Below are 26170 nucleotides of genomic sequence, written 5' to 3'. Positions count from 1 at the left end.
CAGACGACCATGACCATCAGTTTTGAATGCAGGCAGTGCGGTAAGAAATATAAAGTCGGCGACGATAAAGCCGGTAAGAAAATCAAATGCAAAGAGTGCGAAGCGGTGATGAAAATCCCGGTTCCCGCGGGCGATGATTTTCTGGAAGCGCTCGATGAAGAAGAAGAAATGGAATATTCGCCACCGACACGACGGCGGAAGAAAAGCCCCGCGAAGTCGGCGAAATCCAAGCAGAAGAAACAGACGGCTTCCAAAGTCAAACCGGGGCCGCTGATCGCGATCGGTGCCGTGGTTCTGCTGCTGGGGGGCGGAGGTTATTTTCTGCTGACCTGGGGCGCTCCGGGAGGCAAGATCATGAAGCGTATCACCGATAAGGCGGACGACATGATCAACTCTCAAATGAATGGAGGCAATTCGCAACAGGTCCAAGCGTCAGAGGCAGACAGCATGAAAAAGATCGGGCTGGCCTTTCATCACTATCACGATTCCTTCACGCGATTCCCGTACGCCGATGCGCATCTGACCGATGGCAAACCGAATTTAAGCTGGCGGGTGCATCTGCTCCCGTTTCTGGGACAGACGGAGTTGTATCAGCAGTTCAAGCTGGATGAGCCCTGGGACAGTCCGCATAACAAAGCCTTGATTACCAAAATGCCGGATGTCTACCGGACAGAAAATACCCTGCAGCCGGGCTTCACGTCCGTGATGACCTTCTCAGGCAAGGACACCCCGTTCAACGGCGGTCAGGGTTTACGCATGCGAAGTTTCACCGATGGTGTTTCCAACGTGATCCTGGCGGTCAAAGCAGGCCCGGACAAAGCGGTTCCCTGGACACAGCCGATCGACCTGCCCTTCAATCCCGGTAATCCGATCAGCGCTCTGGGACAGGCTAGCAATGGGGGATTCCTGTGCATCATGGGTGATGGTGCACTGCGCACGATTCCGACCAGTATTTCGCCACAAACGCTCAGTCTGGCAATCCAGCATCGAGACGGTCAGAGCCTGCCGATTTTCTGAGCGGCACTAAATCGCCATAACATATTTATCGATAGTACCTTAAGGCTATTTCTTAACGACATGAATTTTCAAAGTAGAGAAACTGAAAGTTCTGCCTCGCATGCTGTTGACTAACTGGTTGAAGTCCCTGACTTCACGATACCGAACTGTACGCTCACGTCGTCCCCGTAATCAGCGTTCTCGCGCACGTCATCGGTATCAGCCCGCGCTGAGCCCACGCCCGATTGCGATCGAAGAGCTGGAAGACCGCACGCTGTTGACTTCGATGATCAGTATTGATGATGTGAGTGTTGCTGAGGGAGACAGCGGTACGACAGACTTTGTTTTTACCGTGACAAGAACGGGAAATAATGCAGGCGATCTGAACAGCTCTATCAGCATCTATTACACAACCCAAGATGGAACGGCTAAAGTTGCTGACAACGATTATCTGTCTGAGAGTGGTACTCTTCAGTTTACTGCGGATGCCTCTGCCCAGTCGCAGACAATGACCGTGCGCATTGAAGTGATGGGTAATACGATAACCGAACAGAATAAAAATTTTCAGTTGGTACTCTCAACTGATGATCCTGAGACTAATTTTGAGAAAATGCTCGGCACGGCAACCATAATAAACGACGATGCCAATTCTCTCAGTATCAACGATGCCACAGCATATGAAGATGGCCCATTGATCTTTGAAGTTTCGCTGGATGAGGTCGCCGGTGCTGATATTACATTTTCAGCTTCAACAGTCGCAGGGACTGCAATAGAAAGTGGAAGCTACGGAGATTGACCTTGCCCCCTTAACCGGAACCAGAACTTGATATTCTAATCAGGATTCTGGATGTCACGACAGTTCAAATGGTCGATCTGGAGGGAGACGCGCTGGGCCGGGTCGCTGGCGGCACAATCTATATTAATGTGGATGCAGCGGGCTATGGCTGGTATCTGGAAGGAAGTCCTGCTGCTGATTTTAACTTCGTGTATGACAGCGACCTGAGCCTCATCGCGTTGCCCGGCAGTGATGCGGACGGCCGTTTCGATCTGCAGACGGTACTCTTCCACGAACTGGGGCATCTGCTGGGTTATGCACATGCAGAGGATGGAGTGATGCAGGACACACTCGCTCCCGGCATCCGCCTGCTGCCCGACTGGGAACTCAACTTCGAATTCGACCCGGGGCTCTCCCTGGAGGATACTGATGATTTTTTCCTCGACATTCAGGACGAAACAGAACTGATGCCGTTTAAGTGAACGGATCTTTCGACAGCCGACTAGAGGGCTGTGAGTTCTTCGAGCAGGTTGATCTGAATCGACGGACAAATATTGATCCGCAGACAGTTCTCGCTCTCTTCCGTGAACTGGATGGAGTTGACCGGAAGCTGTTTGTCCGGTGTCTGACTGAGCACCACATTTTTACCTCGCAGGGGGAAGTAATGATCTTCCAAGCCTGCCTCTTCGAGCGTCATAAAGATCAGAACGCCTTTTTTAATTTTGACCCCTTGCACGCGCGTAAACAGCAGAGACGATTTTCCAAGAGGCTGATCTGATATCTCATTCCGCTGCTCTGAAGAAAGGGCGGTTCTGGCATCGGTGGGTTCCGCCAGAAACAGCACTGACAGGCTGAACAGGATCACGAAGATCGATGAGACGGTTGTGAGTAGATCTTTCATTTTACTCCCCCTCCCACAGGCTCGATGCTTTTTTCAGTAGTTTGTGACTTAGCCTGTTGTCGCTGCTGAAATTCAGGATCGACGAGTCGCCAGGTTTTCTCTGACTGGCCCGGCACGATCAGTTGTTTCCAGTCGGGGTTCTTGATATCGGAGAAAATATCTTCTAGTGACTTTAACTGGCTGTCGGACGACTTATCCAACTCGATGACATTCCCAAAAATTTTGAGGAGCGTTGTTTCCGGAATATCGGGCTTACCGTCTGCGAATCGTTTCAACAGTTCCTGAACCACTTTTGCCTGCTGTGCTGAAAAGTCGAATTCCATACCGACGCCCTGTTTGGGATTCGGCCAGTGGAAGTAGAAGCGCTCGTCCGCTTTCCAGATCGGATGATTCTCCGCCAGTTTCTGGAAATTATAGTGCAGCGTTTTCTCAATCGATTGATCTGCTTTCACATTCAATTCTGAGTCAACATAGCGTGCGGACCGTCCATTATTGGCCCAGCCGACGAGTTGTGTGCTGACCGTGACAGCGTACTCACCCGGCGTTACTTCGAAGGTACTCGCGCCGCGTTGCACGCGTTTCATAATCCGCGTGCCGGAATCGGCCTTGAGTGGGGCCAGATCGATACTCATACCCGGGTCTTTGCCAAAGAGGACGACCGTTTTATACGGAGTTCGCGCGGCACGTGGCTTTGACGCCTGGACTGGTTGCTGACCGAGTGAGGACTGAGTTCCCGGTTTCTGTTCTGGAGATGTCTGCTGCTGCTGAGACTGAGTGCGATTGTTTTCGAATGTCCCGCCACCCAAGCCACCGCCGCCCATCGACTGAACTGGCTGGTTCAGCTGCTGTTCTGTCAGCCGCCAGGTTCCCGTAGACTTGCCGGGGATGATCAGCGATTTCCAGGCGGGGTGCTGCCCGTTGTTGAAAATCACTGCCAGCGTCTTGGGCGGTTCCGTCTTAATGTTCTCTGCGACGACCTGTAGCAGAGCCGACTCAGCGACATCCGGTTTCCCGTCTGCGTAGGCCTGTAACAATTGCTGCACGACCAGGGCCTGGGGTAGAGAGAGCGTATAAATCTTGAGGCTGTTGCGACTCGTTTTTTCCGACCAGTGAAATTTGAAGAGTCCGCCCCGGGACCAGTCCGGGTGATTTTCGGCCAGTTTCCGATAATCCGACTTGATGGTTACCGAGACGATTTCGCCTGGTTTGACTTCCACTTCTTCGAGATCGTACTGGGGTGTGCTGTATTCCTCTACCCAACCAGCCAACGTACTTGAGACCCTGATTTGATACTTGCCTGCAGGCAGCTCATGTGTCATCGGTTCCAGGGTAAAAAAGCGGTCTGCAAAGCCGTAGACATTTCGGGCTGCACTGCCTCCACCAAACATCCCCATGCCCATATCTCCGCCGCCCATCTCCATACCGCCTGCCATCATGGCTTCCCCTTCGGGTGAATGTACGGGAAAGATACCGGCACGAAGAAAGGGTGTCTGTCCGCTGATGAGAATGGCTCCCGGGCCGCGAGGTTCTGGTGTTGCTGGTGCTGCTGGTGTCGGTTTCTGTAAATTGCGTGTCATCGCGACAATCTGGCTTGTCAGATCGACCAGCAAGGGTTCTCCCGGCTGTTTATCGATCTTTTTCGTGAATTTGACGAGTTGTCCCGAGGCGGTGAAAGTGACTTTAATATATTGCACGCCTGGTTCCACAATCAGTTCATAAGGCCAGGATTGAACCTGATAGTAGCGGTCGGCTTCCACAATCACATTGCTGATAGGAGTGGTCCCACTGTATTGCAGGGTGACCGTATCCTGCTCCGGTTTACCCAGCGTCGGCAGAAAGAGACTGAGTAACATCAGGCAGGCCACCAGGATCGTCACCCATTCCATGAAGACCCACGGATTCCTTTTCGCTGCAGCGGCCCCTTTGCGACGAATAAAGTAAGCAGCGATGAGCATCGCCGAGACCACGACCAGATTCAGCCCCCAGCTCAAGATAAAGCCCTGCTCGGTCGGATTCAGGTGCCGCCAGATCTGTACCACCAGAATCGAGCTTAACAGCAAGAGGATGCCGACCAGCACGCCGATGATGACCCGCTTATTGGAGCGCCGCTGCTCCTGGACAAACGGGTCACCTTCGGGGGCAGGTTGTTGCTCGAGTGTTCCTGCCGCACGTGCATCGCGCCGTTTCAGATAGCGGGCAATGTAGAGTAGAATTCCAACCGGACCGGCAAACAGACAGGCCAGCAGAAACAGTCCATCCAGCACCTTTTCCGCACGTGAGTCCGGTTCGACCAGATTCTGTGCCCCACAGATCATGACCAGCAGCCCGACGGGCACAAAAAACAGGGATGAGACCAGGACCATCTCCGATACACTGTAGGTAAAATGCAGCCCGGTAGAGATGCCGAAGAGCCAGATCAGCAGGGGCAGGACCAGCAGGACGGCACCGACGCCGACCACAATCCGGTCGAACTGCGATCCCCGTGTTCCCTGCGGGGCCATGACCGTTTCAGGGAATTCCAGCGCGTCCTCAGCCGAAAGTCCCAGTCGTTTTTTGAGGTTCTGATCGAGCCAGAAACCGACGCTGAGACAGAGTCCTCCCAGCACAGCGAGTACAATTACCGGAACCATCTGCCAATCCTTGGAGATCGACATCATCGCAGGTATGATTCCCGTCGCTTCAGCCCAGTTCCAGAGCACCAGCAGCACCCAGATTCCGATCCCCATGACGGTAAACAGCCAGGCATCGCGTTGCTGCATCGCATTGAACTGGCCGGGTTCCAGTGACTGGTAAAAACGCCAGAGTTGATAGACGGCGAATCCGCTGACGCCGATCAATGCGATCAGCGAAGCCAGCAGAACCTGGTACATGTCGGGTTCCACGTTCAGCAGGGAGACCTTCGTACGGACCATTACGGTGAGCACGAATGACAGGAAGAGCGTCAGGTTCAGCGAGGAGAGACAGAGAAACCAGGTCGTCGTCGGAAGCCGCCTTCCTTCAGTTCCCCGCACCAGATAGATGATTGTGGAGAACACCATGATCGCCACCAGCGTGCCGGAGACCTTGACGACTTTGTCCAGCAAATGGACTTCCTCAAGTTGCGAACCGGTTCTCATCAACGAAAAGGCCAGGAAGATTCCGACGCCGACTGCCAGCAGCATCCCCCCGACCAGATTGCCGGGAGTCTTATGCCTGAGTTCCGGTTCCAGGTCCGCGACCGTTTCCACGGGTTGTGGTGTCTGCGGGATATCGATCTTTTGTCGTGGCGCGGGTCGTGCAGCGCGGGGAGGACGTGCCTCCGGTGTGTATCCCGGATGCTGCAGGCGGGCGAGGTGCGTTCCCAGCAGTTCAGCGATTTCGGCTGCGGTCTGAATGCGATGTTCAGGCTGTTTTTCCAGCAGGCATTCGATGATTTCGATCAACCACTCGGGGATCTCTTCGTTGACTTCCTGAATCGGTCGGGGTGTGTCATCACAGACGCGACGGACGACGGCGGCCAGGTTACTGGCCCGGAAGGGAGAGCGGCCGGTACACATGGCATACATGACCGCGCCCAGGCTGAAGAGATCGCTGCGCTGATCGACGCGGTCTCCCGAGGCCTGCTCGGGGGACATGTACTGCGGAGTGCCTGAGACTTCGCCCGTCCTCGTGATCGTGACATCATCGACGGCGCGGGCCAGACCGAAATCGGTAATCTTGACCCGTTCGACTCCATTTTCCAGAAGTATGTTTGCGGGTTTGATATCGCGGTGAATCAATCCCTGTTTGTGAGCGGCGGCGAGCCCCTCGGCAATCTGATTGCCAATGCGGAGTATTTCGGTGACTTTGAGTGAACCGACTTTGTCCAGTTTTTCCTGGAGCGACTGTCCTACCACGTATTCCATCACCAGGTAAGGGAGCGTCGCTTCGTCAACGGCATGAATGGTGACGATATGCGGATGGCTGACTGCAGCGGCGGCCTGTGCTTCCCGCAGGAAGCGTTTGCGGGCATTGGGATTAACGGCCAGGAGGGGGGACATCACCTTGATGGCGACGATCCGATTGAGTTTGGGATCCAGGGCCCGAAAGACGATGCCCATCCCCCCTGCCCGATGACTTCCTGAACCTGGTAGTCTCCCAGGGTCCCTAACAGGTTCGGGTCGTCGGAAGGGGTAAGAAAATCGAGTGACAGCGGCTCTGCTGTGCCGGAACCGACGGGGGACTTTTCCAGGAAGCTGCCCGCGTCGTCATAGGCCAGGAGCAATGCTTCCACACGACGACGCTGTTCGAGATCTTCGCCGCAGGTTTCATCCAGAAACTGTGCCCGTTCTGCCGGGGTCTTCTTTTCGAGTGCCGCCAGGAAGAGGCCCTCAACCGACTGCGGGTTCACATTCTCGCGCGTGGGTTCCGGTTCCGGATTGTCAGCAGCAGGATCAGACATGAGACTGTTTTCTGTTAAACCTTACGTCCCGGGAACCACGCCAGTCCCCTTCTATCATTACATGCGACAGCACGGTGCCTGGCGCCTCACCATCACGATCAAAAAACGCGATTTTCATCAGATTTAATGAAAGCGGGCCGACTTACATCGCCCTAAGCTGCTGTAATTAAACGAGTTGATCGGTATCGCCCCGCATCTGGTGATAGAGCCAGGCACGCGAATAAGCCCAATGCCGGGCCGCGGTAGCCCGGGAGATGCCCAGCACATCCGCCGCTTCCTGTTCGCTGAGACCAGCGAAATAGCGGAGCTTCACGAGCTCTGCTTTCTGCGGGTCCTCTTCGGCGAAGAGCGTCAGCGCATCATCGAGGGCCAGCAGATCATCGGGTTGTTCGAGGGCCGGAGCTGAGATTTCAGGGAGATCGACACGCTCGTGGTCACCGCCGTGCTTGAGTCGTTTTTTGCGTCGCGCATTTTCGATTAATATCCGCCGCATCGACTCGGCTGCCGCTGCGAAGAAATGGCCCCGGTGATCCCACTCCTGTTCCGCGGACTGTCCGACCAGCCGCAGATAGGCTTCATGGACCAGGGCGGTTGCGGTCAGGGTCTGGCCGGGTGCTTCGTGCGCGAGCTTCTGTCGCGCCAGTCGCTGGAGTTCGGCATAGACGACAGGCAGCAATTGATCGGTGGCTGCCAGATCTCCAGCTTCCAGGGCCTGTAAGATGTGTGTGATATCCTGCATGCGTTGCGCTCTTACGCGATTAAGATTCATTCGACGGATTAATAGAAATGTTGCTATCTGCCAGTCTAACCTGTGGGACCGCCGATGCAAATCAGAATTGTGTTTCCCAGCAGTGTTGCGATCCGTTAATATGGAAGTGAAATGACAGTCGTTGCCTTCCGGGAAGTCATGTTCCCTCAGAGAAAGTTCCGAAACATGCTGCGTGTTCTCCAAGATTCCGTCTGGTGCCTGCTGATCCTGGGGCTGGTTGCTCAACAGAGTCAGTCAGGGCAGGCAGCCGAGTGGGGAAGTCTATCAGGTAAGTTTGTCTACACCGGCCCGCCTGTGAAACAACAAAAGACTCCGTTCCCGGAGCCTCCGTCACTGGTCGTTGGACCGCAGGGTGGCATCAAGAATATCTTTGTGTATCTCAAAGCACGAAATTTCAAACCGGAACGGATTCACCCTGACTTTCGAAAACTGCCGAACCTGGTGGTGATTGAACATCGAAACCAGCGTTTCGAACCGCATGCTACCGCCCTGTGGCAACCACATCAGAAGCTGGTATTCTCCAATCAATCGCCCCGCGTGCACGTAACTCAATTATTTCCACTCAAAAATCAGCGTCCGGATATAGCTGCCATTGGTCCGGGGCGTAAAGAAACCATTCCGTTTGAATACCCGGAACTACTTCCCATCCAAATCAAATGTGATATTCACCCCTTTGAAACCGGTTACCTGCTGGTTCTAGACCATCCGTACGTGTCTATCTCCGATGAAACGGGGGCATTTCAGATTAAGAATCTGCCTGTCGGGGAATGGGAGTTTCGCGTCTGGCACGAGCAGGCTGGCCATCTGGCTGCCCGGGAAGACTGGCAGAAGGGTCGGATCAAGATCCAGATTAAGCCGGGTGAGAATGACCTGGGTATAATTCAAGTTACTCCCGCGATGCTCAAGCAAAAAGCAACCTATAAGTAACACTCAAAAGCTTCAACCAGTTTGTATTCCTTTTCAAAAGCCCTGCCATGCGATTTTTACTTCCCCTGCTCTGTCTGCTGCTGTTTGCTTCGATTTCAACGGCGGCGGAGAACGGTTCTGCGTTAGAAGCGAAGCCAGCCCCCAAGGCACTCCCCAAGGCAGGAGTGGTTCTGACGTTTGACGACCGGAATATGAATCAGTGGGTCAAACAGATACCGTTATTCCAGAAATACAATGCGCAGGTGACCTTCTTTGTTGACCACTTTCAGACATTGACGCCGCAGCAGATCGATGCGTTGAAACAGCTCAAAGCGGCTGGACATGCGATTGGCTGTCACGGGGCCAGGCATCGCAAGGCGGTCGACTATGTGCGTGCGCATGGCATGGAGCGTTACCTCAAGGATGAAATTGATCCGGCGGTGAAACGGATGACGGACGCCGGCTTTCCGCCGACCTGCTTCGCTTATCCCAGCAGTTCGCGGAATGCCGAGATTGACCAGGCCCTGCTGAAAACGTTCCGACATCTGCGGGGTGGGACCGGTTTAACTGCGGGTCAGCGGATGCGGGATCTGAAATCGATTTATGTGCCGGTTGACCAGATAGCCGACCGCGGTTGTCTGATCGGCACGGGCATCGATTACGCGGGGACGGAGAAGCGGCCCGATTACCTGGTGGAGATCAAAGATGCCCTGGATCATGCGCAGCAGCGGGGTGAGATTGTGATCTTTTATGCGCACAACATCAGTGACAAGGGGCCGGGACATCATCTACAGCCGCGGGTGTTGGAGGCGATTCTGGCACATGCGCAGCAGATCGGGTTGGCTACGCTGACGTATGATGATCTGCCTTGAGGTTGTGAACGTAGTTGAATGGATTTGAGCTCAGCAGGTGAGGTTTGTCTCTCGTCCAGCGTACGCTTACTCTGAGACCTCTTGTTGTCTTTGACAACCTCGAATTTCATTCGAGGCCACCCGGTGATCGTTGTTTTGATTCTTTGGTATGACACTGAATTGCTCGATTAGAGGGTGAGGATTATCTCTCTTACTTAGTGTGCTTGCTCTGAGATTTCCTGTTGCCTGCGGCAATCCCGGATTTTATCCGGGACCACCCTTTTTTCTTTTACTGGTGGTGGATATGCGCTGGTTATTCTTGCTCTGGCTCTGGGTGCGCCGATCGGTATGATTTTCTGGATTTGGGACGGTCGCTGATCGATGTTGTAGTCAGCTCCGTAATTGAACCAGGCCACTGGCTGTTTTCGCGGCTGGCGTTTGAACTGGCGGGAGGACACATGGGTCCTCCCCTACAACTCTTTTTATCTCCAGACATTCGAGGAGTTCGTGATGGATATCGTACCTGCGATCATGATTGATGGTTTTAATTTTGCGAAACGGCGTCGGGGAGTCAAGACAGAATTTTGTCCCAATGTGACCGGATTTTGTCCTGGAGTGTCCGGGAATTTGTCCTGGTCTGGCTTGTTTCTGTCCTGCTGTGCCCTGAGTCAAAAGTGGATTCAGGTAACAGCTGCGGGATGTTTCCGTGAACAGGAAGTGAAAATCGATGGTTTTTCAGGTGGATGTGGGGCACTGGTGCGTTTTGCTGCCTGGTGTCTCTTTCCCGTCTCGCGCGCGAGCCAGATTGGGAACAGGATACGGGGAAGCAGGAGCCGATCAAGGTGAGTTTATTCAGTTGTGGGTGAGGGAAGTTCAGTTGGTTGAGCGGCAAGGTGCCAAGTAGCGTTGCTTAATTCGAAGGGCATAGACCAAAGTCGTTTCAACCGGGGCTAATGCCCTGCGGCTAATTTTTTTAAACAATATGTGGGTCTAACAGGATTCGTGAGGTGGTGTTTGATGGAAGGGATGGGAGAGTTGAATGTGGATTGTCTGTTTGCACTGAGACCTCCTGTTGCCTGCGGCAATCCCGGATTTTATCCGGGAACACCCGGTGGGGCGTGGAATGGGTGCTGTTCCTGTTCGCAACAGCGAAGTCTTGCTCAATTACCGGTGGCTAGCGCCATTCCGCTCAGGAGAAGGAGTGCAAGATGATCGCCCATCATTCCGGATTGCCAGCTCAGCTATTTCGCCTTGGTGTTCAACTCCACTTTGTTGGCCCAGGTGAACCAGTCTTGCGCCATCTGCTGGACGCGTTCGGGGTGCTGATCCGCGAGGTTGTTGGTTTCGCAGCGGTCGGAACTGATGTCGTAGAGCTCCCATTGCTTGACGCCTTTGTCCCAGACCAGCTTCCAGGGCCCCTGTCTGAGTGCGCGGTTGCCGGACCAGTACCAGGCCAGCGAATCGTGCAGTGTTTTATGCTCCCCTGCGAGCAGGCTGAGCATGCTGGTGCCTTCCAGGGGGAGCAGTTCGTGTCCCTGGTAAGACTCGGGGTACTCGGTCTGAGCGATTTCCAGAAAGGTGGGCAGAAGATCGATGATGTGCGCGGGGCTGCGATTGATGCTGTTCGCGGGGACCTTGCCGGGCCACCAGGCGATACAGGGAGTGGAGATGCCCCCTTCGTGAACCCAGGACTTGTATCTGCGGAAGGGAGAATTCTGAGCCCAGCCCCAGGCGGGACCGACGGCAACGTAATCGTCTTTCGGGCCGGGCTGGCGGACGTTGGGATCGCGTCCGCCCGGTTCTTCACTGCAGCCGCCGTTATCGGAAAGGAACACGATCAGTGTATTGTCGAGTTGTCCGGTTTCTTTCAGTGTCTCTTTGATGCGGCCGATGTTCTGATCCATGCAGTCGATCATCGCGGCATAGACGGCCATACGCAGATCTTCGAAATCCTTGTTCGCGGTCTCCCAGTCATAGCTGCGGCTGTCACCTTCGGAGAGCGACCAATTCTCGCCGGCAATACCGAGTTCCTGCAGACGTTCCCAACGATTCTTACGCAGCTGGTTCCAGCCCATTTTGAATTTTCCAACGTACTTCCGGATATCCTCCGGCTTAGCGTGCAGCGGATAGTGGGGCGCGGTGTAACAGAGGTGAATAAAGAACGGTTGCTCATTCTGACTGTAGCTGCGGATCATCCCCAGGGTATGGTCGGTGAAGGCATCGGTGGTGTAATAGCCGTCTTTGAACTCGGTGACGGCTTTGTCGTCGTGGCCGAAACTGCGAATCCCTGCTCGTTTATACGGGGGATCGGAGATGGTCGGGTCGAAAAAGTTACAACAGCCATCAAGCACGCCGTAATACGAGTCGAAGCCACGGAAATAGGGGTGCGTCGTTTTGTCGTAGCGGTCGAGCCAGCCTCCCGGGACTTTGCTCTTGGCGTAACCTTTGGTCTTCATCAGATGCCATTTGCCGCTCAGGCCGGTCTGGTAGCCGGCGACTTTCATCGCTTCGCCCAACGTGACCATGTTCTGCCTGAGGTGTCCCCCTTTACCGAAGCGAGGATACAGGCCGGTCAGAATCGAGGCGCGGGTCGTCGTGCATTTGGCGTTGTTGTAGAACTGGGTGAACCGCATGCCTTCCCGGGCGAGCTGGTTCAGATGAGGCGTATCGACTTCGCCTCCGTAACAACCGATATCCGAAAAGCCCATGTCGTCGCACATGATCAGAATGATATTTGGTCGTTTGGCGGCCTCGACTGCGCCGGCAGAAAACAAGAGTGCCAGCAGCGACAGACAGACGGTGAGATAACGAAGGGAGCGCGGATGGACCATGGAGGCAAGTCTTCTGTTAAAGGAGATAAATCGATCAGATTCAGGATTTATTGTAAGGATCGACGGAAGCAGACTCAACCAGAGATTCAGCGTGCCGGAAAGCCTTCACAAGAAATGCGGGAACCGACGGGTTCCGAATTGATCTGGGTTCTACCACCGGGTACATTTAATAAACCCCATTGCCGAATTCCTTTCTTTCCAGCGCAGCACGGGAACCTGTAAATGCCAGCTTCAAATCAGACACGTCGTGACTTTCTTAAAACCACCGCAGCCGGTACAACCGCTGCTTTGTTCGGAGCCCCTGCGATTCACGCCGATTCCAAAACGGATTCGCGAATCGTGCTTGGTACGGGCGATTATCAATACGAGGTGACCCACGACTGGGCCAGGCTCCCTTCGAAATTCACCTGGCAGACCACACATAACGTGGCCATCGACAGGGATGGCTTCGTCTACGTGATCCATGAAGGACGGGCGGACCAGAAAGATCATCCTTCCATCTTCGTATTTGACCCCAAAGGGAAATTCGTACGTGCCTTCGGTAACCAGTTCCAGGGGGGCGGGCATGGACTGGAAGTCCGCCAGGAAGGGAATGAACAGTTTCTGTACGTGACCGGGTATCAACATCTGAAAACCTTTGCCAAGCTCGATCTCAAAGGGGAAACGGTCTGGCAGAAATACGCACCGATGGTGTCGGGGTTTTATGCTTCCGGGGAAGCGACGCGTCCCGAGAAGGTCTGGGGCCGGGACCGATTTCTGCCGACGAATTTTGCGTTCCATCCGGACGGGGGTTTCTTCCTGGCCGACGGTTACGGGGCGTACCAGATTCATCGCTTCAGTAAAGACGATAAATGGCTGTCCGCATTTGGGGGACAGGGAAAAGAAGACGGTAAGTTCAATCTGCCCCATGGCCTGTGGATCGACGATCGGCCGGGGCGCGAGGCTTCCGTGGTCGTCGCGGATCGGGCGAACGCACGTCTGCAATGGTTCACGCTGGATGGCAAACACCTGGAAACGATGACTGGCTTTATTCTGCCTGCGAATCTCGATACCTATAAAGATCTGTTGCTGGTACCCGACCTGGCGTCGCGCATTACACTGCTGGATGGCAAGAACAAGGTGATCGCACACCTGGGACAGGATCCGGACTGGGCCAAAGCGATGAAGAGTGCCAAGCCACGGATGCGGGAGACTCCCGAAAAATGGCAGACGGGTCGCTTCGTCCATCCGCATGATGCCTGCTTTGATCAGGATGGCAACATCTTTGTTGCAGAATGGGTGGCCACGGGCCGGATCAGTAAACTTAAACACCTTGGATAGTCTGTTAATCAGAGACTCTACTTACAGTAAGCGCACGTTAACTCTCTCCTCGAATTAGAAATCACACCATGATAAAACGTACCCTCCTGCTGTTGACGCTTGTTTTCACTCTCAGTTCCCTCGCGCTGGCGGATGCCGGTTCTCCGCAACCGAAAATCAAGCTCAGTCCGGAAACGGAAAAGAAATGTCTGGCCGTACTGCGTGAAGCGATTCAGAGCGATGAGTTCTGGCCTTCGATGCACGCAGCCGAGGCGCTGACGCTCGCCGGAAAGGGCGCTGAAGTCCGCAAGATTGTGGAGCCGAAGCTGAAGACCGACAAAGACGACCAGCATCGCTGCGGTCTGGCCCGGGAACTGGTGCGGGCGGGAGACCGTTCAAAAGCGGCCATCATGTTTCAGATCCTGACAGGTAAGAATCCTTACGGACACGTGCATGCCTGCGAGTCGCTTTACAAAGTCAACGAACTGGGTGACGGGACGCTGATTCGGGAGGCCATGAAATCCGAGGATCCGAAGAAAGCGATGATGGCCGCAGCCCTGCTCTGTCGCTGGGGGAATCCTGAGGGTTACCAGGTCGTTCGCAAATATCTGGAAGATCCCGATGTCAAACTGGCAAGTATCGCTGCCTGGATCATTGCCCGGGTGGGAGACAAGCAGGATATCCCGGCTCTGAAAGCCAATCTGAAGCGGACCGACGATACGTTTACCCGCTGCTATTTTGAATGCGCCCTGGCGATGCTGGGTGATGCCGAAGGGCTGGCAGCGGTCAAGCGGAACCTCTCCAGTGAGGATGCCGCGGTGAAGACGTACTCGGCCATCTTCGCGGGCGAAGCGGGTGCCAGTAACCTCAAAGACAAGTTGATTAAACAGCTGGATGACGAGACTCTGGATGCACGCGTCAGGGCGGCCCAGGCACTGATCGTGTTGGCAAAAGCTGAGCCACCGAAGGACGAGATTATCGTCACCGACGTGTATGAAGCCTCGAAAGAGTATCCTCGTTACAGTGAAGGATCGATCCTGCCTTTAAACGATGGTTCGCTGCTCTTCGCGACGACACAGTTTATCGGCAGCGGTTCCGATTTCGCGACGGCCCGGATCATTGCGAAAAAGTCGACTGACGGGGGACGCACCTGGAGTAAGCCACGCGTCCTGCAGGAAAATACGGGGAAGAAGAATGTCATGTCGGCCACGCTGCGTTACCTGGCGGGACCCGAGCATGAACAGCGACCGATTGGTCTATTCTACCTGAAAAAGAATACGCTGTCGGATCTGAAAGCGTACCTTAAGATTTCCAATGACAACGGGAAGACGTTTGGCCCGCCGACCGAGATTACGACTCCGCCCGGATATCACGTGATGAACAATGACCGGATTACGATTCTCTCCACTGGACGCTGGCTGGCCCCCGTGGCTTCGACAGCCGACGTACATAAAGAGAATCATTTCGTCTGTACCTGTTTCATTTCAGATGATCAGGGGAAGAACTGGCGACAGTCGAAGGGGAAAGTTGATTACGCCCGACGCGGAGCGATGGAGCCGGAAGTGTTTGAGCTGAAGGACGGCAGAGTGCTGATGATCTTCCGCACGCAGTTCGGGCATATTGGTTCGAGTGTGTCTGGTGACGGTGGTAACACGTGGAGCACACCTGCTTCCTGGGGCGTTCGTGCTCCCGAAGCACCGGCGACCCTGCGACGGGTGCCTTCCACAGGTGATTTAATGCTGATCTGGAACGACAACTACGATCCAAAGGCGAAGAGCCACGGAGGAACACGATCGCCGCTGACTGTTGCCATCAGCGATAATGAGGGGCATTCCTGGAAAATCAAACGGAATCTGGAGACAGAAACCGACCACGGTTATTCGTACATCAGCCTGATCTTTTACCAGGGACGGGCGATTATGAGCTATTACGTCAGCGATCCCGAGCGTAAGATTTCGTCCCGCTTCCGTTCGATTCCACTGGCCTGGTTTTACGAGGAGACAGCTGACTAACGTACCACGGCTTCCCCGTCACTCAGCACCAGTGACGGGGAGCGTGAGTTGCTTACTTACTGCCAAGGCAGTAGAGCATTTCCTGTCGTTTGCCGTCAACTTCTTCAGTCACCCGCATGAAGATGCGACTGTCGACGATGGTGGGGGTCGCGAAGACTTCGGTGCCGAGTTTATTTTCGGAGATCATGACGAACTTATCGGGGTTGGCCCGGAAGATGTAGGTCTCGCCGGCTTCATTGGTGACATAGATTCGCGTGCCAACCATGACGGGTGAGGAACTGAATGTTCCGCCCAGACGGCCTTTCCAGCGTTCTTTGCCGGTTTTGATATCCCAGCAGATGGCGACGCCGTTGTCGGTCACGGAATAGATATAATCGTCTTTCACAAGCATGGAGGGAACGTAGACACGAGTGCTGTTCTCCCAGACGACTTCGCCGGAGCCATCGGCTTTGACGGCGGACATGTGATTTTTGGGGTAACCGCCGCTGGTGAGAATGAGTTCGCCGTTGGAAACGGTTGAGGTGACACATTCGGTGGTCGCCCCGTCGATTTCCCAGAGGATCTTCCCGGTCAGTGGATTCATGCCGGTGACCAGGTTGCAGCCGGTCATCAACAATTGCTCTTTACCGGCGACGTTCAGGATGATCGGCGACGGGTAGTTCGGCGTTTTGGGGCGTTCATTTTTCCAGACGACTTTACCATCGATGCGGTTCAGGCCGGCGATCGCACCGCCGCCTTTGTTGTCGGCGGAGACGATTACCAGCGGTCCGTAAATCGCAGGAGAGGAACCGTAGCCCTGGTGAATGATGTAATCGGTAATCTTCGTCTGCCAGAGCTGTTTGCCGTCGAGTGAGAGCGCCGTGGTGTAAGCGGCGCCGTTGTTGATGAAGTTAATGAAGACCCGCTCGCCGTCACAGGCGATGGTCGAGGAGGCGTGCGTTGATTTCTTATTGCCCTTGGTACTGAGGCCCCCTTTGAAGACGTCCGTCTTCCAGAGTTGTTTGCCTGTCTGGCGATCGTAGCAGAGGACGAACTGTGTTTCCTGTTCGGTATCAGCCGAGGCGAGGAAAACCTGATTGTTATAGACGGTAGGTGAACCATAGCCTCTGCCGGGGACGGCTGATTTCCAGATTACGTTTTCCGTGGCGCTCCATTTCACCGGTGGATTCTGGCTGGCGCTGGCGACGCCATTCCGGTGCAGACCACGCCACCAGGGCCAGTCGCTGGCCTGGAACTGGGGCAGATCAGCGGCGGAGAGAATCGCAGACGGACATAACAACAGCGTCAGACAGACCAGCAGAGTTCGAGACATCAGGATGCTTTCTTCGGGTATGAATGTCGGAGAGACGGAATTGATTCAGCTGAATCGACGGGCAAGAAATCAGTCATTCATTGTAAACCGTCTGAGGCAGACCGCAAGTAAAGTCTGCAGAATCTGAAGTTTGCTGTCTGACACCCCGCCGGTTATCATGAAACGACCATCACTGATGATCAGGTTCTGCCACACTCTTTCAAACCAGGATAACACCATGCGAATCTTCTCCCCTGCTCTCTGGCTGCTGATGCTCTGCTGCGTTGTCTCAACGATTCAAGCCGGTGATCCGAAACTTCCCGAGCAGGATTCGCCGGACTTTCAGATTCAACTGAGCAGAGCCACCAAAGGGTATGATGGGAAGACCTGCTGGGTGCATGCGCGAGCCGGTGCGATTCCCGTTGACGCACCGGGGAACCCGCATAAACTTCCGATCGTTGTGATGACGATGCAGAAGCTGCTGCTGACCGGAAGCGATGTCTTCTACGCGTTGAATTCCATGCGAACCGATAATCTAGGTCAAACCTGGCAGGGGCCGTTCGAACAGAAGAACCTCGGGCGACACGATCTGCCCGATGGAGGCGAGGTCGTCGTCTCCGACTTCTGGCCACAGTGGCATGCCAAATCAAAGACGCTGCTGGGCATCGGTCATACAGTCCGTTATTACAACAACCGCATTGATCACAAGAAAAATATCCGCGTGTCTTCGTATGCGACCTATGATCCTGTCAAAAATGTCTGGTCGGACTGGCAGTCCCTCAAACTTCCGGAGGGCCCTGAGTTTGCCAGCAGCGGTGCCGGTTCGGTTCAGCGATATGATCTTCCCAATGGGGATATCCTGCTGCCGGTCTATTATAAACGACCTGAGAAGAAGCGTTCGGACGTGATGGTCCTCCGCTGTCGCTTTGATGGCAAGACACTGAAATACATTGCACATGGAAATGAGCTCTCGATTGATGTCAAACGGGGCTATGCAGAACCTTCGATCACGAAATTTGGAGACTGGTTTTACCTGACGCTCCGCAATGATGACGCCGCTTATGTCACCCGCAGCAAGGATGGACTGCATTTCGAGCCGCCGCGAAAATGGACGTTTGAAAATGGTACTGACCTGGGCAGTTATAACACGCAAGCGCACTGGGTGACGCACTCTAGTGGTCTGTACCTGGTTTATACGCGACGCGGCGCGAACAACGAACATGTGATACGACATCGGGCTCCATTGTTCATTGGACGTGTCAATCCGGAGAAGATGGCCGTGATTCGTGACTCAGAGTGCATTCTGGTTCCCGAGCGGGGCGCCCGCCTGGGTAATTTCGGCGTAGTCGATGTGAATGAAAATGAAACCTGGGTGATTGTCACCGAATGGATGCAGCGCTTCGGCCCCGACTATGTCATGCCCGTCGACAACAAGTACGGCGCTGATAACAGCGTTTACGTTTCCAAGATTCTGTGGAAGAAGCCGAACCGGTTGATGAAGAAATGATTTAACTCAAGGAAAACGAGAGACGGAAATCGAAATTTACTTGCACCCGAATTCCGGTTTGCTAACTTGGTGAACAGATCCGTATTCGACAGGCACAGCTGATATAGTTCATTATTCGCAGCCGGTAGGGAAACTGCTCACAGTGCTCCCCGGCAGATCGGAAATCCCATGATGATGATCGTGTATGTGGCGTTGGGGGTTGTGTTAGGGTTTGTGCTACTGATCCTGCTGGTCTGGTTCTGGCTGAAATGGAAATTTCGCAATTTCGCTGCCCGATTTGCGGAAGAATTCGCGAGTGCGATGGCTCAAATGGGCGGCATGGCACCGCCGTTACGGATCGATCTGGAACCGATGCAGGAGGCTGACTGGTCTGACGGCGACAAGGCAGATTCGATTACCGAGACGCTGATAGAGCTGGGCTATGAACCGGATGGGCTGTTTGAAGCGTATGCCCCCTTGCAGATTGAGATCCAGGGCTTCAGAAACAGTCAGTCTTCTTCATTTGCGGCATTATATGAAATCAAACAGATGGATCGGCTTTGTCTGGACCTGGTTGCCGATTTATCCGACGGCACTCACATCACGGTCTCGAATGCTGAAGATAAAGGTCTGGATCACCCCCAGTTTTCAAAGCTGATTCGATTAGATCATCTGGACCTCTCAGAACCAGAGCAGGTCCGAGAGATGCATGCGCGTCTCTTAGAAGAGTTGCAGGGAGAGACGACTGTCGATCTCACAGGCCAGAAATTCGAAGACAATTTTGAATCCTTCTGGGCCAGGGAAATGGACTGGCGGATGGAACGGGGGGGCGTGACCACTGAGGAAGTCATTCGCATCTCTGCCAGGAACGGTGAGCCTGAACCGAGTGAAGAAGAGATTGAACTGGCCAAACGCCCCTGGAAGCAGCAGATTGACAATTTCATTACCGACCAGATCCGGAAAGACTATCTCAACAACACGAACATGTCGGGCAAGGAGTGGGAAGAGACTCTTGATCGACTGGTGATTGTCCATGAATATTCAGAAGCGTCTCACCTGATCGATACACTCACAGACACCATCTGCTATGAAAGTGATCTCGATGATGAAGATGACGACGATGAAGAGGACCCGTACCTCAAAGCGGAACAGGAATTGAATCAAATCTTTCGGTCTGAAGTATGCGTGATGAATGCCTTCCACCGGGCCCTGGATTTGTTACCCCCCGATCGAAAATACACACTGCAGACAACAACCGAGTCTCCCTGGAAAAGCGAGATTTATCTCTCCCCAAAATACTACGATGAGTATTAACACCAGACAGCCCCTTTTACATCAACCCCGCTTGATACATGGTTCTCCTGCGTGGTAGGATGAAGACCTGCGATTTGCGTCCGTACTCGAAATCAAAACCCCGTCTGAGGAGATTCGTTATGACTCACGTCAATCGTCGCACATTCATAGGTGCTTCCCTGGCTTCAATGAGCCTGGCCTCTCTGAGTCAGGCTGCGGTCTCCGCGAATGAAAAGGTGAATGTCGCCCTGGTAGGATGTGGCGGTCGCGGACGTGGGTTGGGGAACTGGTTTGCGAAACTCCCCGAGAGCAATCTGGTCGCGGTCTGTGATCCCGATCAGAGTCGAAGTGGTCAGATGGCAGAGCAGGCTGAAAAAGCCGGCACAAAGCGACCGCGCCAGGTGGAAGACTTCCGCAGCCTGCTTGAGGGAGACGAGATCGATGCCATCGTGATTGCGACTCCCGACCACTGGCACACTCCTGCGGCGATCATGGCCTGCCAGGCCGGCAAAGACGTGTATGTCGAAAAACCCTGTTCGCACAACATTCACGAGGGTCGCCAACTGGTCAATGCTGCCCGGAAATACAAGCGTGTGGTGCAGCACGGAACGAATCTACGGGCGACTCCCGTCTATCAGAAAGCGTGGAAGCAGATCCAGGACGGTGCCATCGGGAAGGTCATGATGGTCAAGGCGATTAACAATCAACGTCGGGCCCTGTATCCGCCACGTCCTGATGAAGCGGTTCCTGAAGGTGTCAATTATGATTTGTGGCTGGGGCCGGCCCAGAAGCGGCCCTTCAATCGCAACTGTTTTCACACCTCGTGGCACTGGAACTGGGATTTCGGCACCGGGGATATCGGTAATGACGGAGTGCATCAGATCGACATCGGTCGCTGGGCGTTGAATCTTAAGGCACCGAATGCGGTTTCCTGCAGTGGTGCGAAGCTGGGTTCCAAAGGAGATGCCCAGGAAACTCCCGACACAATGGTGGTCACCTGGGAGTATGACGATCTGCTCTACGTCTACGAGCAGCGCGACTTCACCCCCTACCGGATGCAGGCCCATCGCCATGACAACGACAACATTATCTACGGTGACAAAGGGTTCATGATGGTTGACCGTTCCGGGTATCGGATTTTCTACAAGCATGAACGCGGCCCGGCATTCGAACAGAAATGGCAGGACACGGGAGCTCATTACCAGAACTTCCTCGACTGTGTCAAAAGCCGCAAATCGCAGGAACTGCTGGCGGAGATTGAGGAAGGCCACTATTCAGCGATGCTCAGCCACCTGGGGAATATCGCGTACCGCACCGGACGCCGGCTGGTCTTTGACCCAAAAACGGAAACCTTCCCGGAAGATAAAGACGCCAATCAGTATTTGACGAGAACTTATCGTGACGGCTATGAACTGCCGCAGGTATGATGCATTAGAGATTACAGCAACGCACATCAGTAGAAAGCAGACACATGGCAGATAAAGCAACAGTCGCGCTCATCATCAGTGAGACGTCGCCTCACCTGGGCGCTTATTTTCCGGCGCTGGCTTCCTCAGAAGACATCAAGGAAATCGTCCTCTCCGACGAAGGCCACAAACACACGGCTCTGGCGAAAGAGAAGCTGGGGGACAAACTGACGCGCGTGTATGACAACCCCAGCCAGCTGTTTGAGAAAGAGAAACCGGACATGGCGCTGGTCACGCTGGAAGCCATCAAGGCTCCAGCAGCGATTGACATGGCGCTGGAACATGGTTGCCACGTGTTCGCAGAAAAGCCGGCCTGCACGAGTATCGATCAGTTCGAAGCCCTGGTTCAGAAAGCGGACAGCAAGCATCTCAACCTGATGCTCGCGCTCGCCAATCGAAGTAATCCGGAAGTCAAAGCGGCCCGCCGCATGATTCGCAAAGGAGTGTTCGGCAAGATCTATGCGATTGAACTCAACTACATTGCCGACCAGACGCGGCTCACGAGCAAAAGCTATCATCAAGGCTGGTTCGCCCAGAAAGACCGGGCTGGCGGAGGGCATCTGATCTGGCTGGGAATTCACTGGCTTGATCTGGGGATGTACCTGACCGACACCAGAATCAGTGCCGTGAACGGGTTTGTCACCAACATCGGCGGTCAGCCGATCGACGTGGAAGACTCTGTGGCATTAAGCCTGAAGTTCCATAAAGGCTTTCTGGGCACGTTGTCGTCAGGCTATTACACCAACCGTGGGAAACAGTCGCTGATCAAGATCTGGGGTTCCAAGGGCTGGCTGGAAATGGATTATTCTACGGGCCGTTACCTGCAGTGGCATCTCAACTCGGACAAGCCGGGAACGATTCATAAATTTGAGGAATCGGTGCAACCACGCGGTTACACGCCTTTCGTGCATTCGGCGATCCGCTCTGTGCTCGACAAGGAACCGCCGCCACTCGACAGCCACGACAGCTTGCAGGTTCTGAGAACGATATACGCAGCCTATCAGGCCTCTGCTACAGGAGAGACGCAACAGATCCCCATCGAGTGAGTGACGCTGTCCAGCCGGTTCAGTCGTAGCTGTGCCCCAGATCATTCGAGCGAACCGTCTTGAGCTTCTCAGCCATCCGCTGCTTGAACTGGGCCACCACCTTTTCATAGCCCGGTTTTTCGGCCAGGTTCGTGTACTGTTTGGGATCTTGTTCCATATCGAACAGTTCGATGCCCCCCGAAGCGTCTTCCCGGTATTGGATATAAGCCCAGCGCTCATCGCGTAGCAGAAAGCCGCGATTGCCTTTATTGCGTGGATCAACACTGAAGGCAGCTTCGCGGACACTCAGTGTGGGGTCATCCAGAAGCGGAGCCAGATTTTTGCCCTGAATGCCTGCAGGTACCTGCAGACCACATAAGCTGCTGATCGTTGGATAAAGGTCGAGCAGTTCGGCGAGTGAATTACAGACGGCGGGTGATTTACCGGGGACGCTGATAATCAATGGTACGGCAGCCGACTCCTCATGCAGGCTGACCTTCGCCCAAAAATCGTGTTCTCCCAGATGGTAACCGTGATCGCTGGTGAAGATCACAATGGTCCGGTCAGCTATCCCTGCCTGCTCCAGGGCATCGAGGACTTTCCCGACCTGACGATCCATGTAGGCAACTGAGGCGAGGTACCCACCGACCGCCTTCTTCTGTCGCCGGATATCCATCTGCATGCCTTTGCTGGTTTTATAATTGATCCCCAGCTTGGGAATATCATCCCAGTCACCGGGTACTTTTTCCGGCAGAACATGTTTGCTGTAAGGCTTATACGGCGGAAAGTAAGTCCGGGGCGCGACAAAGGGTACGTGCGGACGCACAAAGCCGATACCAAGGAAAAACGGTTCGTCTTTGTGCTGCTGGATCAGTTCGACAGCCTTGCGGGCAGTTTTTCCGTCGGAATGCACGAGGTCATCCCCGTCCGCTTCCACAACCACGAAAGTATTACCGCCCACGGCCGGCTTTTTGCCGTCTGGGTTATTCTCAAGTGTCTCTCCCTCTCCTGGAGCGGCCCATTCGGGCCCCTGGCTGTTAAAACGTTCGGTCCAGGAAGCCGGATCGTCGGTGCCGTCGTTCCCCTTTTCAATGTCTCCGGGGACTCCCATGTGGTAAATCTTGCTGACACGCGCGGAGTAATAGCCGTTGTTCTTGAAGAGCTGTGCCCAGGTCGGTTTCTCGCCAATGTAGGACCGAGGACTGACATACCCGAATGCTTTGGTCGCATGGGGATAATAACCGGACATGAAAGACGCCCGCGAGGGGCCGCAGTAGGTTGCCTGACAGTACGCGTGGGTGAAGCGTGTTCCCTTAGCCGCGATGCGGTCGATATTCGGTGTCTGGCAGACCTGATTCCCGTAACAGGAGAGTGCCGTCGCAGTCAGGTCGTCGGAAATAATAAACAGCACATTCATCTTCTGCTCGGCTGCAGAAGCTGGAGAACTGTGTGCCAGCAGAAATAAAAGACAGAGCAGTTGTAACGTGCGGGGGAATTTCATCGATGGACACCCGTGGCATGAGGACTAAGTTGCGCAGTTAATCTGAATGATTACAGATTTATTCTACGGTTCCCTGCAGGCAGCCACAACTCTGATCCGAAACACGACAGGACTTATTCGTTGTCGTCATGTTCACTGGCGGGAATCACATCGACAAAAGAGACGCCGACGCGGATCTCATCGAAGTCCGTCGAATAGCGACTGACGATCTTGACCCGTTCGATACGGAGATCGGGGGCCATCAGTCGTAGATCGACCTCGTCCAGTTCAGGAATCTTATTCAGCACGGGGTTCAACCACAGGTCAACCTCTTCCGCTCCGGGACGAAACAGAATTCGACCAACAATCAGAACGGCCTGCCCCGAAAGTACTTCACTGGAAGCAGTATTGATTTCTGTGCCATTGACCTGTCCGGCGGCAGCCCAGTTACCACGAATGGCAGAGGACAGCTTTCCGATCCGCAGGCTCGACTCTTCGTTACCCAGATCGATGTAGGCATAACGTCCGTCGCCTTCATTATCGTAAGACTGGGCCATGAAGCTGAACCAGAGGATTTCACCATCTGCGCCAAAGCCTTTGTCATCAGAGAGTGCATGCGGCACCTGCTGCAGATCGATGTGACGCACCGAGACGGACTGCGAAACCTGGCCGGTCCGATACTGCCCCCCTTTGGTGAGCAGCATATTCCCGTACTGGTCAGAAAAACCGAGCGTGCCGAACAGTCGCATGTCGTTCTTGCCCAGGTTTTTCTTTTTTGTATCGTGTACGATCGAAGCATAGACGGGGCCTTCATCGATCCAGGGCCCTGCCCAGCCGACACCACCATTGAGCCCATTAACGCCTTCGGCCTCTTTGTCCAACAGTTCTTTTTTCGAATAATCGAAGCCTTCGTAGAGGAAGGGCTGTGCCGCCACCCGTGCCATGAGGAAGGTTTTCTTCATGTAATCGGAATCGAAATTGATGGGCTGCTCGAAGGCTTTCTCTTCGTCGTAAGGGATCTGGAAGTCCTTGATGAACAGGACAGCCAGATTGAACGTCGACACGAGTCCAATCCCAATCAGCAGAAACCAGCGCCAGGTCAGCAGCGGATGCCGACGACGTTTCGCGGGGGTGGGCTTCGTCTGCGGCTGAGGTTCGGGTTTGATTTCAATTTCCGACTCAGATGGCAGGATCAGCGGTTCCTGCTTACGAGATTCCAGTTCCCTTGCCTGTCGTTCACCGATGGCCCGTGTCTGAAATCGCTGACGCAGATAGGAGTGCAGAAACACGCGGCGGAAGGCCTGATCAGCATTTTCACTGTCGGTCTTGATCCACTGCTCGAGCTTGTGAGCTTCTTCTTCAGAAAGCTCTTCTCCATCCAGATAGGCGTCGATATTTTCGAGCGCCGTACTCTGTTTGTATTCGCTAAGATCCGACATTCGCTTCACCGGCCGCCCGCTTTTGAACACATTCCATTAACGTCGTACGAATGCGGGAAAGAGTCACACGCACGGAACCGGTTGAGGTGCCCAGTTCTCCGGCAATCTGTTTCGGTTTTAAATCTTCGGCATACCGCAGGCCCAGCAGTCGCCGCGAACGTTCTGTCAGCTGATCCAGGCAGTACTCGAGCAGATCCCGTTCTTCGGTCATCAGCTGTTGTACCCGGGAACAGGCGTCTGCCAGTGCGTCCATTGCTTCCCCCATGAACAGCACCCGGTCTTTACGCTTGCCGCGATAGAAGTCGGCAATTTTTATTTTGGCAATCCACAAGGCCCAGGGAAGAAAGGGCCGCGTGTTATCATACTCGTCGTAACGAATCGCTATTTCTGCTGCGACTTCCTGCAGCAGATCTTCTGCATCACTAAACTGGGGAGTCGAAGCTACAACGAAAGCCATCAAAGAGGGTTGAACTTTAACCCAGTTTCGAGCCAGCTCAGCACGGCTTCGCGCAGTTTCAGTTTGGAGTGAGGTCGTATGTGTCGCATCCATCTTGCAAGTGCGTCTTTTCTTTCTGCAGTAAGTTTTCTTATCTTAAGAATTCAGAATCCCATCATGGAAAACTGTAAGATCTTCTTGCTGGAAATGTTATCGAGTAATTCATCAACGGCAATATTTTATATTGTAGAGAAATCTATTAAGAATGGATGAAGATCAGAAACAAGTTTGGTTCATTAATATAAAAAGTTTTGTTTCTAACGAATTTGATTATTTTTGAAATTCGTTGTTAACGTTTTGCCCCTTTCTGCGATATACAATAAAGGGCAGGTTCCCTTCAGTTTTTAAAACCACATTTCATGGGACATTCAGTGACGGTTAGTTATTGCTGGGCTGATTAGACACGTGGTTTGACGCAGAGCGAAGCCTGTTTT

At 54.0% G+C, this 26170-nt stretch carries 21 protein-coding genes; 12 read left to right on the top strand and 9 right to left on the bottom strand.

The genetic code is table 11. The features are described from left to right. Nucleotides 1-9 precede the first annotated feature (9 nt). From F1728_RS29865 to F1728_RS29855, 3 genes are all read left to right on the top strand, one after another. A complete protein-coding gene (locus F1728_RS29865; protein ID WP_155367061.1) occupies nucleotides 10-1017 on the top strand; it encodes a DUF1559 family PulG-like putative transporter in 1008 nt (335 codons plus the stop codon). A 100-nt stretch (nucleotides 1018-1117) separates the two neighbouring features. Then, a complete protein-coding gene (locus F1728_RS29860) occupies nucleotides 1118-1792 on the top strand; it encodes a Calx-beta domain-containing protein (RefSeq protein ID WP_155367060.1) in 675 nt (224 codons plus the stop codon). 68 nt (nucleotides 1793-1860) lie between these two features. After that, nucleotides 1861-2253: a zinc metalloprotease gene (locus F1728_RS29855; protein WP_155367059.1), complete on the top strand. Its 393-nt coding sequence runs from the start codon at nucleotides 1861-1863 to the stop codon at nucleotides 2251-2253. A 20-nt stretch (nucleotides 2254-2273) separates the two neighbouring features. Here F1728_RS29855 and F1728_RS29850 read toward each other — a convergent pair whose 3' ends face one another. The 3 genes from F1728_RS29850 to F1728_RS31995 are packed head-to-tail and all read right to left on the bottom strand — an operon-like array spanning nucleotide 2274 to nucleotide 7092. Beyond that, nucleotides 2274-2672: a hypothetical protein gene (locus F1728_RS29850; protein WP_155367058.1), complete on the bottom strand. Its 399-nt coding sequence runs from the start codon at nucleotides 2670-2672 to the stop codon at nucleotides 2274-2276. Next, the gene (locus F1728_RS29845; RefSeq protein ID WP_228030407.1) at nucleotides 2669-6751 is read right to left on the bottom strand and encodes a serine/threonine-protein kinase; all 4083 of its coding nucleotides are present in this window, start codon (nucleotides 6749-6751) and stop codon (nucleotides 2669-2671) included. The genes F1728_RS29850 and F1728_RS29845 overlap by 4 nt, the downstream gene beginning before the upstream one ends. Further along, a complete protein-coding gene (locus F1728_RS31995) occupies nucleotides 6691-7092 on the bottom strand; it encodes a hypothetical protein (protein WP_228030406.1) in 402 nt (133 codons plus the stop codon). The genes F1728_RS29845 and F1728_RS31995 overlap by 61 nt, the downstream gene beginning before the upstream one ends. Between F1728_RS31995 and F1728_RS32385 the strand changes: the two genes are divergently transcribed. Then, a complete protein-coding gene (locus F1728_RS32385) occupies nucleotides 7091-7219 on the top strand; it encodes a hypothetical protein (protein WP_261344489.1) in 129 nt (42 codons plus the stop codon). The two genes, F1728_RS31995 and F1728_RS32385, sit on opposite strands and share 2 nt — an antisense overlap. Nucleotides 7220-7258: 39 nt before the next feature. Here F1728_RS32385 and F1728_RS29840 read toward each other — a convergent pair whose 3' ends face one another. Continuing rightward, nucleotides 7259-7831, bottom strand: coding sequence for an ECF-type sigma factor (locus F1728_RS29840; RefSeq protein ID WP_155367057.1), 573 nt, complete (start codon nucleotides 7829-7831; stop codon nucleotides 7259-7261). 141 nt (nucleotides 7832-7972) lie between these two features. Between F1728_RS29840 and F1728_RS29835 the strand changes: the two genes are divergently transcribed. Both F1728_RS29835 and F1728_RS29830 read left to right on the top strand, forming a co-directional pair. Then, on the top strand, nucleotides 7973-8788 hold the full coding sequence (locus F1728_RS29835) for a hypothetical protein (RefSeq protein ID WP_155367056.1): 816 nt from the start codon (nucleotides 7973-7975) through the stop codon (nucleotides 8786-8788). 47 nt (nucleotides 8789-8835) lie between these two features. Further along, nucleotides 8836-9639: a polysaccharide deacetylase family protein gene (locus tag F1728_RS29830; RefSeq protein WP_155367055.1), complete on the top strand. Its 804-nt coding sequence runs from the start codon at nucleotides 8836-8838 to the stop codon at nucleotides 9637-9639. A 1220-nt stretch (nucleotides 9640-10859) separates the two neighbouring features. Here F1728_RS29830 and F1728_RS29825 read toward each other — a convergent pair. Then, a complete protein-coding gene (locus tag F1728_RS29825; protein ID WP_155367054.1) occupies nucleotides 10860-12449 on the bottom strand; it encodes an arylsulfatase in 1590 nt (529 codons plus the stop codon). 222 nt (nucleotides 12450-12671) lie between these two features. Between F1728_RS29825 and F1728_RS29820 the strand changes: the two genes are divergently transcribed. Together F1728_RS29820 and F1728_RS29815 are read left to right on the top strand one after the other, a co-directional pair. After that, nucleotides 12672-13769: a twin-arginine translocation signal domain-containing protein gene (locus F1728_RS29820; protein WP_155367053.1), complete on the top strand. Its 1098-nt coding sequence runs from the start codon at nucleotides 12672-12674 to the stop codon at nucleotides 13767-13769. A gap of 68 nt (nucleotides 13770-13837) precedes the next feature. Beyond that, nucleotides 13838-15760, top strand: a complete 1923-nt coding sequence (locus F1728_RS29815) for an exo-alpha-sialidase (RefSeq protein ID WP_228030405.1) — start codon at nucleotides 13838-13840, stop codon at nucleotides 15758-15760. Nucleotides 15761-15812: 52 nt separating this feature from the next. Here F1728_RS29815 and F1728_RS29810 read toward each other — a convergent pair whose 3' ends face one another. Next, on the bottom strand, nucleotides 15813-17072 hold the full coding sequence (locus tag F1728_RS29810) for an outer membrane protein assembly factor BamB family protein (RefSeq protein ID WP_155367052.1): 1260 nt from the start codon (nucleotides 17070-17072) through the stop codon (nucleotides 15813-15815). Nucleotides 17073-17289: 217 nt separating this feature from the next. Here F1728_RS29810 and F1728_RS29805 point away from each other — a divergent pair, with 217 nt between their 5' ends. The 4 genes from F1728_RS29805 to F1728_RS29790 all read left to right on the top strand — a co-directional run bounded on the left by F1728_RS29805 (nucleotide 17290) and on the right by F1728_RS29790 (nucleotide 22342). After that, nucleotides 17290-18558, top strand: coding sequence for an exo-alpha-sialidase (locus tag F1728_RS29805; RefSeq protein ID WP_155367051.1), 1269 nt, complete (start codon nucleotides 17290-17292; stop codon nucleotides 18556-18558). Between the two features lie 168 nt (nucleotides 18559-18726). Beyond that, nucleotides 18727-19851 (top strand): hypothetical protein, encoded by a 1125-nt coding sequence (locus F1728_RS29800; protein ID WP_155367050.1) that lies wholly within the window; start codon nucleotides 18727-18729, stop codon nucleotides 19849-19851. A 119-nt stretch (nucleotides 19852-19970) separates the two neighbouring features. Beyond that, nucleotides 19971-21257, top strand: a complete 1287-nt coding sequence (locus F1728_RS29795) for a Gfo/Idh/MocA family protein (protein WP_194242595.1) — start codon at nucleotides 19971-19973, stop codon at nucleotides 21255-21257. A gap of 44 nt (nucleotides 21258-21301) precedes the next feature. After that, nucleotides 21302-22342 carry a Gfo/Idh/MocA family protein gene (locus F1728_RS29790; protein WP_155367048.1) on the top strand — a complete coding sequence of 347 codons (1041 nt, stop codon included), beginning with the start codon at nucleotides 21302-21304 and terminating at the stop codon, nucleotides 22340-22342. A 19-nt stretch (nucleotides 22343-22361) separates the two neighbouring features. On the opposite strand, the gene F1728_RS29785 is transcribed toward F1728_RS29790, so the two are convergent. The 3 genes from F1728_RS29785 to F1728_RS29775 all read right to left on the bottom strand — a co-directional run bounded on the left by F1728_RS29785 (nucleotide 22362) and on the right by F1728_RS29775 (nucleotide 25790). Beyond that, nucleotides 22362-23822, bottom strand: a complete 1461-nt coding sequence (locus F1728_RS29785; RefSeq protein ID WP_155367047.1) for a sulfatase — start codon at nucleotides 23820-23822, stop codon at nucleotides 22362-22364. A 113-nt stretch (nucleotides 23823-23935) separates the two neighbouring features. Beyond that, a complete protein-coding gene (locus tag F1728_RS29780) occupies nucleotides 23936-25240 on the bottom strand; it encodes an anti-sigma factor (RefSeq protein WP_155367046.1) in 1305 nt (434 codons plus the stop codon). After that, nucleotides 25227-25790, bottom strand: a complete 564-nt coding sequence (locus tag F1728_RS29775; protein WP_155367045.1) for a sigma-70 family RNA polymerase sigma factor — start codon at nucleotides 25788-25790, stop codon at nucleotides 25227-25229. The genes F1728_RS29780 and F1728_RS29775 overlap by 14 nt, the downstream gene beginning before the upstream one ends. Nucleotides 25791-26170: the final 380 nt, after the last annotated feature.

The sequence above is a fragment of the Gimesia benthica genome, assembly GCF_009720525.1.
GTDB classification, from domain to species: Bacteria; Planctomycetota; Planctomycetia; order Planctomycetales; family Planctomycetaceae; genus Gimesia; species Gimesia benthica.
The sequence above is the reverse complement of the archived record's forward strand: the minus strand, read 5'-3'. Positions and strand labels throughout refer to the sequence as shown.

Coding starts and splice junctions, on each gene's coding strand:
- F1728_RS29865 (WP_155367061.1), top strand. CDS start 10: ATGACCATCAGTTTTGAATGCAGGCAGTGCGGTAAGAAATATAAAGTC.
- F1728_RS29860 (WP_155367060.1), top strand. CDS start 1,118: ATGCTGTTGACTAACTGGTTGAAGTCCCTGACTTCACGATACCGAACT.
- F1728_RS29855 (WP_155367059.1), top strand. CDS start 1,861: ATGGTCGATCTGGAGGGAGACGCGCTGGGCCGGGTCGCTGGCGGCACA.
- F1728_RS29850 (WP_155367058.1), bottom strand. CDS start 2,672: ATGAAAGATCTACTCACAACCGTCTCATCGATCTTCGTGATCCTGTTC.
- F1728_RS29845 (WP_228030407.1), bottom strand. CDS start 6,751: ATGGGCATCGTCTTTCGGGCCCTGGATCCCAAACTCAATCGGATCGTC.
- F1728_RS32385 (WP_261344489.1), top strand. CDS start 7,091: ATGAGACTGTTTTCTGTTAAACCTTACGTCCCGGGAACCACGCCAGTC.
- F1728_RS31995 (WP_228030406.1), bottom strand. CDS start 7,092: ATGTCTGATCCTGCTGCTGACAATCCGGAACCGGAACCCACGCGCGAG.
- F1728_RS29840 (WP_155367057.1), bottom strand. CDS start 7,831: ATGCAGGATATCACACACATCTTACAGGCCCTGGAAGCTGGAGATCTG.
- F1728_RS29835 (WP_155367056.1), top strand. CDS start 7,973: ATGACAGTCGTTGCCTTCCGGGAAGTCATGTTCCCTCAGAGAAAGTTC.
- F1728_RS29830 (WP_155367055.1), top strand. CDS start 8,836: ATGCGATTTTTACTTCCCCTGCTCTGTCTGCTGCTGTTTGCTTCGATT.
- F1728_RS29825 (WP_155367054.1), bottom strand. CDS start 12,449: ATGGTCCATCCGCGCTCCCTTCGTTATCTCACCGTCTGTCTGTCGCTG.
- F1728_RS29820 (WP_155367053.1), top strand. CDS start 12,672: ATGCCAGCTTCAAATCAGACACGTCGTGACTTTCTTAAAACCACCGCA.
- F1728_RS29815 (WP_228030405.1), top strand. CDS start 13,838: ATGATAAAACGTACCCTCCTGCTGTTGACGCTTGTTTTCACTCTCAGT.
- F1728_RS29810 (WP_155367052.1), bottom strand. CDS start 17,072: ATGTCTCGAACTCTGCTGGTCTGTCTGACGCTGTTGTTATGTCCGTCT.
- F1728_RS29805 (WP_155367051.1), top strand. CDS start 17,290: ATGCGAATCTTCTCCCCTGCTCTCTGGCTGCTGATGCTCTGCTGCGTT.
- F1728_RS29800 (WP_155367050.1), top strand. CDS start 18,727: ATGATGATGATCGTGTATGTGGCGTTGGGGGTTGTGTTAGGGTTTGTG.
- F1728_RS29795 (WP_194242595.1), top strand. CDS start 19,971: ATGACTCACGTCAATCGTCGCACATTCATAGGTGCTTCCCTGGCTTCA.
- F1728_RS29790 (WP_155367048.1), top strand. CDS start 21,302: ATGGCAGATAAAGCAACAGTCGCGCTCATCATCAGTGAGACGTCGCCT.
- F1728_RS29785 (WP_155367047.1), bottom strand. CDS start 23,822: ATGAAATTCCCCCGCACGTTACAACTGCTCTGTCTTTTATTTCTGCTG.
- F1728_RS29780 (WP_155367046.1), bottom strand. CDS start 25,240: ATGTCGGATCTTAGCGAATACAAACAGAGTACGGCGCTCGAAAATATC.
- F1728_RS29775 (WP_155367045.1), bottom strand. CDS start 25,790: ATGGATGCGACACATACGACCTCACTCCAAACTGAAACTGCGCGAAGC.